The 7,446-nt window shown below is 57.0% G+C and carries 6 protein-coding genes and 1 pseudogene; 4 read left to right on the top strand and 3 right to left on the bottom strand.

What is annotated here, in order from left to right:
- Positions 1-21: 21 nt before the first annotated feature.
- The 4 genes and pseudogenes from CJ255_RS09635 to CJ255_RS24860 form a co-directional block, all read left to right on the top strand.
- Entirely contained in the window at positions 22-1,683 is a 1,662-nt protein-coding gene (locus tag CJ255_RS09635) for an ATP-binding response regulator (RefSeq protein ID WP_124681890.1), read from the top strand.
- 42 nt (positions 1,684-1,725) lie between these two features.
- Entirely contained in the window at positions 1,726-3,273 is a 1,548-nt protein-coding gene (locus tag CJ255_RS09640) for a PH domain-containing protein (protein ID WP_097643894.1), read from the top strand.
- A gap of 122 nt (positions 3,274-3,395) precedes the next feature.
- Complete coding sequence (locus CJ255_RS09645) at positions 3,396-3,665, top strand: protease inhibitor I42 family protein (RefSeq protein WP_165774647.1); 270 nt, start codon at positions 3,396-3,398, stop codon at positions 3,663-3,665.
- Positions 3,666-3,694: 29 nt separating this feature from the next.
- A pseudogene (locus CJ255_RS24860) lies at positions 3,695-3,820 on the top strand (C1 family peptidase); the annotation flags it as partial.
- A 383-nt stretch (positions 3,821-4,203) separates the two neighbouring features.
- Here CJ255_RS24860 and CJ255_RS09655 read toward each other — a convergent pair.
- The 3 genes from CJ255_RS09655 to CJ255_RS09665 all read right to left on the bottom strand — a co-directional run bounded on the left by CJ255_RS09655 (position 4,204) and on the right by CJ255_RS09665 (position 7,320).
- Positions 4,204-4,572, bottom strand: a complete 369-nt coding sequence (locus CJ255_RS09655; RefSeq protein ID WP_097643897.1) for a roadblock/LC7 domain-containing protein — start codon at positions 4,570-4,572, stop codon at positions 4,204-4,206.
- A gap of 408 nt (positions 4,573-4,980) precedes the next feature.
- The gene (locus CJ255_RS24420; protein ID WP_245863301.1) at positions 4,981-5,301 is read right to left on the bottom strand and encodes a zinc-ribbon domain-containing protein; all 321 of its coding nucleotides are present in this window, start codon (positions 5,299-5,301) and stop codon (positions 4,981-4,983) included.
- Positions 5,302-5,319: 18 nt separating this feature from the next.
- The gene (locus tag CJ255_RS09665; protein ID WP_124681891.1) at positions 5,320-7,320 is read right to left on the bottom strand and encodes a WD40 repeat domain-containing protein; all 2,001 of its coding nucleotides are present in this window, start codon (positions 7,318-7,320) and stop codon (positions 5,320-5,322) included.
- Positions 7,321-7,446 lie beyond the last annotated feature (126 nt).

The following is a 7,446-nucleotide window of genomic DNA, read 5'->3' on the forward strand; positions in this document are numbered from 1 at the left end:
CTTCACAAGGTCTCCCCCCCCGTGACTGATCACACCACTTGGTTCACAGCTATCGCACCTCAGATTTTGGCGGCAAATACCAGCGTCTATCTGAGGGTTGACCAGACGCTATCGGTATGCGACGTGGCGGGCCATGCTGCACTGCTCGACATACCTGAGCCTCCGGTTGGCCAAGCGCTGCTCGATCTGCTGCCCGAACTCTACGGCAACGAAGCAAGCCTTGAGGCGGTCTTGGCTGGCGCGCAGGAGCGCTTCGTGTTGAGCGACATCAACCGCAGCGGCCCTGCCGGAGTGCGCTACCTCGATCTTTTGACCCTACCCAAGCATGGGGCCGACGGGACGATTGAAGGGCTCATCCAAATCGTCACCGACGTGACCGAACGGGGGCTGCGTGAGCAGATGCTCACGCAGCAGCGCAACGAACTGCAACTGCTCAAAGATCAGGTCTTGCGCCAAAATGTAGCCCTGGCCCGCATGAACGCCGACCTACACCGCGCCACGCGGCTCAAGGACGAGTTCCTTGCAGGCATGAGCCACGAAGTACGCACCCCGCTCACCGCCATCCTGGGCATCGCTGATCTGATGCGTGCCCAACTTGTGGGGACTCTCTCGCCTGAACAACTGGACATGGTGCAGCGCATCAACGAGAGTGGCCGCCACCTGCTAGGCTTGATCAACGATTTCCTCGACCTCGCCAAGATCGAAGCGGGCAACTTTAAGCTTGAGCCAACCTTGATTCCTGTGCGCCTCCTCTGTGATTCAAGTCTACGAATCATCAAAGATTTGGGTTTTAAGAAGCGCATCACCGTAGAACTTGAGCTTGATCCACAGGCAAACTTTGTGCGTGCCGATATGCAGCGCATGCGCCAAATGCTGATCAACCTGCTCTCCAATGCGATCAAGTTTACCCCAACGGGTGGCAAGGTGGGCTTAAAGGTTGAGGGTGACCAGGCAACCCAAGCTATCCGCTTTACGGTGTGGGATACTGGGATTGGAATCAGCCCTGAGAATTTAGATCGGCTCTTTCACCCCTTTGTACAGATCGAAAACGAATTCCAGCAGCAACATAAGGGTAGCGGGCTAGGCCTAGCCCTCGTCGCCCAACTAACCGAACTGCACGGTGGGGGGCTGAGCGTCAGTAGCAACGTAGGTGAAGGCAGCCAATTTACCATCTCGCTGCCCTGGCTTGGCGACGAGCAGGAGAAGCAGGCCCACAATGGGCAATTTAGTGAAGCAGGCAACGAGCAAACCATGCTTGCTCTGCCCCCCCGCGAGGAGCATGCCAGGGCGGCGCAAAGCGCTCCCCTGCTGCTGATCGAAGACCACCAGCCCACCGCGCAGATGCTCAACGATCTCTTCAGCCACTACGCCTACAACGTACTGATCGCTCAATCGGGCGAAGAGGCGCTCGCATGTATGCGCGAAAGCCTGCCCGGCCTCGTGATCACCGACATTCGGCTCCATGGCATGAGCGGGATTGAATTGATCAAACAGATGCGCGCCAGCGTCGCCCTGCAAAACATCCCCATCATCGCCCTCACCACCCTCGCCATGCCCGGCGACCGCGAGCGTTGCCTTGAGGCGGGGGCCGACCGCTACCAGAGTAAGCCTGTGGCGCTACGCGATCTGCTCTTGTTGGTCGAGGAGTTGCTAACAAGCAGCAATTATACCAAGAACCCTTGAACAAGCCGCATCATCAAGAACGCGAAAGCCGATTGAGACGCCATGTTCGGCAATCTCCAATCTCCAATCTCCAATCTCCAATCTCCAATCTCCAATCTCCAATCTAAAGAGGCTACTATGCAGGCACAGCGTGAATATCGGATCAAGCTGAGACTGCTGGAGGGTGAGCGAATTCTCTATACCATTGGTCACCACGCCGTTTCCGGCGTGGCGGCACTCATCCTCCCAGTGGGCATCCTGCTCATTGTGCTGGGCCTCTATCTCTACATCGCCCTCGGCGGCGGCTTTGTTATCTCACGCGATCCCTTCTCAGCGGGCCAACTCGATCTGCTTGACTGGATCGTATTGAGCCAAGCCATCATGCTGGTCGGGGTCTGGCTCTTTTTGGGTTCAGTTGAGCGCCACAGCTATCGCGCAACCCGCTGGAGCATGATCATCATGGTTGTGTTCCTGATTGGCTTTCTGATCTATCGTGTCGCCGGTTGGCGCCTCTTTGCCCCCGCAGCCATTGGCATGCAACCCTTTGGCCCCTTTGCGGTACTGCTGCTTGTGCTTGCCACAATCATCGCGGCCCAGGCACTCTACATTCTGGTTGACCTGATTAACGATCAACTTATCTTGACCAATATGCGCGTCATCTATTTCAATGGTGCGGTGCTGATTCCCTACCTGATCGAAAAACAGGTACAGCGCGATGTAATGCTTGAGGATATTCAGAATGTCGCTTCCCGTACCGAGACCTATTTGCAACATTGGTTACGCTACGGCACGATCAAAATCCAGACCGCCAACCAAGATGCTCCGCTCTTCTTTCGGGCCGCCAATGATGCCCGTGAGATGCAACGACGCATTATGACTGAACGCCAGGGCCTGCTGCAACAGCAGACCGAACGTGACTTTGACAGCTTGATTGCGACGCGTGTCTATGAGGATAAGACCCAAGCCACACCTTGGAGCTACCCTTTTCGTATTCTGGTCATTCCCCGCATCTTGCGCTGGATGCTGAATGATAATCCACTGGTGGATCACAGCCAACGCAGCTTGACCTGGTATCCTCACTGGATCTTTCTGGTGCGCGACCTCACATGGCCTTTAGGCACTCTCGCTACCGCCGCAGCGCTTATGGTGCCGATGGCGCTCTTTGGCTGGGCCGATCCCCCCTTGCTGATCGGCATTGGCGTCTTGCTCTCCATCATCTGCTTCTTCTGGATGTTTTACCAATTGGAAGACTACCGCAACGAGCGTTACATGCTCACGCCCACCGCAGTGATTGACATTGACAAGAAACCCTTTGGCCCCGAAGGACGGCGTAGCGCCAGTTTAGGTAACATCCAGACAGTCACCCTACGAACAAGCTTCATCAGCAACATCTTTGGCTATGGCGATATTGTCATGACCACCGCTGGCACCGGGGGCGATTTTACCTTTTGTCGCATCCCGCGCCCACGCGAAGTTGCCACAACCATCAACCAAGCCATCTCCGTCTACCGCAAAGGCGACCGCGACCGCAGCCTCGATGAAGCGCTACAACTGCTCCGCGAATTCCACGAAGCCCAAGTACGCACTGGCGAATTGCGTCAGCATGGGTAGGAATAAGACCATTTCAGATTGTAGATTGTAGATTGTAGAACTACGAATACATATGGATGTGCTTGTTTGTCACGATTGGCTTATGTATACGTGCTGTCAATGCGACATCCACAGGCGAACTGATGCTAACTCAGGTTGATAATGGGCACCATGTGGTACTCAGGGGGCAGCAGACACTGGTGGTGCAGTTGGAGGCTCAACCGGCTACGGGCTTCATCTGGGAGCTGGTGGCGCTTGATGCGACGCTGGTGCGGACGTTCGGCCCAGCCGAGTTTCACGCAGCCCCTAAGCTTGGTGCGTCATCAATCCAAACGTTGCGTTTTCAGGCAATTGCAGCGGGCGAGACGATCTTACGCTTGCATTATGGCCGCTCGCCTCAACGGTATGTGTAGGCAACGCCTTCACCCAATACCGTGGCGGCATCTTCGCAACTGATGAACGCGCCAGTTGCGGGGAGGGGCGCATCAACCACGGGGTCGTGATTGTTGGCTGGGACGACGCAGCAGGTGTTTGGATTGTACGCAATTCGTGGGGCACGCAATGGGGCGAAGCAGGCTACATGCGCATCGCCTATGGCACCTCAAATATTGGTTCCATGAGCGCCTATGTCATCTACGAACCAGCCCCCCAGCCCGAACGCTATCTGAGCTACTTGCCGCTCGTAATGGAACGGTAAAACGTTGGAACGATAAAACGTTGGAGCGGTAAAGCGTTGGAACGATAAAACGTTGAAGCGGTAAAGCGTTGGAACGATAAAACGTTGAAGCGGTAAAGCGTTGGAACGATAAAACGTTGAAGCGGTAAAGCGTTGGAACGATAAAACGTCGAAGCGGTAAAGCGTTGGAGCGGCAAACAGCTTGAACTGCTCTACCGCTTTACCGTTCTACCGCTTTACCGCTTTACCGTCTTGGCGACGCACCCACAACGTGGCTAGACAAGATTGATCAGCTCGTTGGCGGTACGGCGCATGTCAAGGAAGACGAGGCCCAGCTTGGCGCGGCTTTGGGCTAATGCGGTAAGCACAGCCTCTTCACCGATAGCCATAAGGATCACATAGCCGTCCTCGCCACGGACAAAGACCTGATCGAGCTGGCCTCGGCGCAGCTCATTTGCAATTCGCTCGCCGAGCGACAGCATCGCGGCGCTCATCGCGGATACGCGATCCTCCTCGACGTCAGAGGGCAGCGCCGAAGCCATGATGAGGCCATCAACACTCACGACGGCCGATGCCTCGATGTCGGGCGTGTTCATGGACAGGGCCTTCAGATGCCGCACCATCTCTTCGGTTCTGCTTGCCATTCATATCCTCCTTGGGCCGTCAGCCAGTTGTGGGGCAGAGGCAAGAGTGCGCCGGCCTTTACCAGCGGAGAGCGCGGGTTGCTTCATTTGCGTACCGCACGGGCCTATTCTACTACATCTTCGCACCTCCGGCAACTAGTCGCCAGAGGGGCCAACAGTGGAAATAGCCAGCGTTGCCTCGTCAAGGTTGACACCAAAGTGGCGGGGGCTCTACGAGCCACTAGCCACTATCGTTTGCTATTATAGCACTAGGTGCGTACCAATGATCACAATGATCAGCCTCAACCGCCACATGATTACTTCTTCGCCGGGTACAGAGTGCCGCAATGAATGTGACGTTGCTCATTGGGCTTGCGTCAATTGTACACGCATTTGCCGAAATGTGTGTTACAGTTGGCCGTCAGATGCTTACTGCGCTTTCTCGTGCTTCTTCTCGTGCTGCCCGCCACGTTCCCGCCGTGAACGACAACGCGGACAGCGCGTTGGTTCGTTCAGGAAACCTTTATCAGCATAGAATTCTTGTTCGCCTGCTGTGAAGTAGAATGTTACTCCACATCCTCGGCAGACCAGTTCGATATCTTTGTAGAAGGGCATACGATACGGTGGCATGGTGCTATTGTAGCATGAGTTATCCCATTTCAGATTGTAGATTGTAGATTGTAGATTGTAGATTGCAGATTGCCGAACATGGCGTGCCAATAAGCTTGAACGTGATTGATGATGCAGCATGTTCAACAGTAATTGGGGTTAGGGCAGTTCCCACAGTTCAACAAAGCCGCGCCGCGAACCAACGAGGGCCACGTTGCCCTCAGGCGCAACTGCGAGGCTATCACCGTGGCATGGTGCGCCATACTGATCACGTGGCCCTGCGTCGGTCATGTTCCACAAGCGCAGGCCGCCTGTGGGCCCGACTGTCAGCAGGCGTTCATCGGGAAGCAGGGCGACATCAGTTGCATCGGCCAAGGCACCACGGCCCAGCATGCTCCCTTCAGCATCCCAACTCCAGAGCCTGCCGGTATCATCGAGGGCGGCGCTGAGGCCAGCGGTGCTATGCACCAACGCTACCAGCCAACCACCTGAGGGAGTGCGCATGGTGGGCAAGGGACGCCCATCGCTGAGGTCAAAGCGGCGCGCTTCGCCATTGTAGGCGCTGCCCATGACTTGGGTGCCATGAGCTTGAAAGCTGACGGCCAGTACTGCTGTGGCACCTAAGCCATCGGGTTCAATCACGGTCAGGGTGCGTAGAGGAATGCCTTTGGTGACACTCCAGAGGCGTAGGGTGCCATCCCAGCCTGCCGAGGCGAGTTGAGTGCCGTTGTGATTGAAGGCTACGGCCAACACAGGGCCTTGATGCCCCGCCCACGCCTCGCGTAGCGAGCCAGTGGGCAAATTCCAAAGGCGCACCATGCCGTCATTGCCCACCGAGGCGAGCAAGCGCCCATCGGGGCTGAGGGCCAGCGCATTTACGCTGCCATGATGGGCTGGAATGCTTGGCACAAAGGTACCTGTAAGGTTCCAGAGTTTGAGGCTGCCATCTTCGCCCCCCAAGGCGAACTGGTCTGTTCCAGCCGCCACGGCACTAATCGCGGGCAGATCAGCGTGTTCATCAATGACAAAGCCGTCACCACTCCAGCGGCGGATGACACCATCACGTCCGGCACTCAACATGCCTCCGCCCGCCGCGAGTACCAAGGCGCTGATGGCCGCCCCATGACCCTGAGCCTCACGCTCAAGCTCGCCAGTAGGCCATGTCCAGCGCAAGAGGTACCCAGCGGCGGTCCCCGCTACAAGCGAGGAGCCTTCGCGGCTAAAGGCTACCCGCAGCACCGGCTCAAGCAGGCGTTCGCCATCATCAAGCGTAAGCCGTTCGATCAGGCTGCCATCAGTCCTATCCCAGAGCCAGACTGCACCGGCTTCGGTGCGCCAGCCCTCAGAGGCGGCAGCCACCACTTGGCCATCGGGGCTGAAACTAAGATCACTGATGACCCGCATGCCCACCGAAAGGTTGTGCAGCGGTTGGCCTGAATTGAGGTGCCAGATCACCACGTTGCCATTCTGATCACCAGTTGCCACATGGCTGCCGTCGGGCGTGAAGCTGAGGCTCGTCAGGGTACCGGGCAGGGCCATGGGATCGCGGATCTCGTGCATCCGCAGCTCACCCACTGCGGTTGCTTGGATGACATCCCAAATAATGACCGCCTCACTGCCTACGCCAACCGCCAAGAGGGTGCGATCAGGGGCAAACGCGAGCGCCTGTACAGCGGAGTTGTGGCGCAAATTTGTGCGAAGTGCGCCATTATCGGCCCCACGCAACTCCACCCGGTTGCCCAACGCGAGCGCCACATGAGCTCCATCGGGTGAAAGGGCCATGGCAGAGGGGGGCTGCTCAAGGGGAACATACCAGATTTGGGTCTTGAGATCACGGGCATCGCGCCGTTGCACACTGAGGGTTGTCGCCACAAAGAGATCGGTTTCACTGGGACTCAACGCCAGTGCGACTGGCACCCCATCACCCCAAACGCGCTCGCGGCGCAACTCAGGTACTACCGTCTCTACGAGGCGCGTCGCGGTACCTGGCTGGGTGGGCAATGGCGCTGGAGTTGCCGTTGTTTGCCCTACCGTTGGCTCAAGCGTCGCCACGTCGTTCGTTTGGGTTGAGGGTAAGGCTTCAAACCCACAAGCTACCAGCCCGAATGCCAAGAGTGTCACATAGACCAGTGATGTTGGAATGCAAGGGAGTACTTTCACATAGGTATTGTAGCATAGCGATGGTTTCAGAGGCTGTCTGAAACGTCTATGAACTGGCGTTGGAGTGCCGGCTTCAGCCGGCTAAAGCCGGCACTCCAACGCGTGCCCACTAGCTTTTCAGACAGC

The sequence above is a fragment of the Candidatus Viridilinea mediisalina genome, from assembly GCF_002532535.1.
Taxonomy (GTDB): domain Bacteria; phylum Chloroflexota; class Chloroflexia; order Chloroflexales; family Chloroflexaceae; genus Viridilinea; species Viridilinea mediisalina.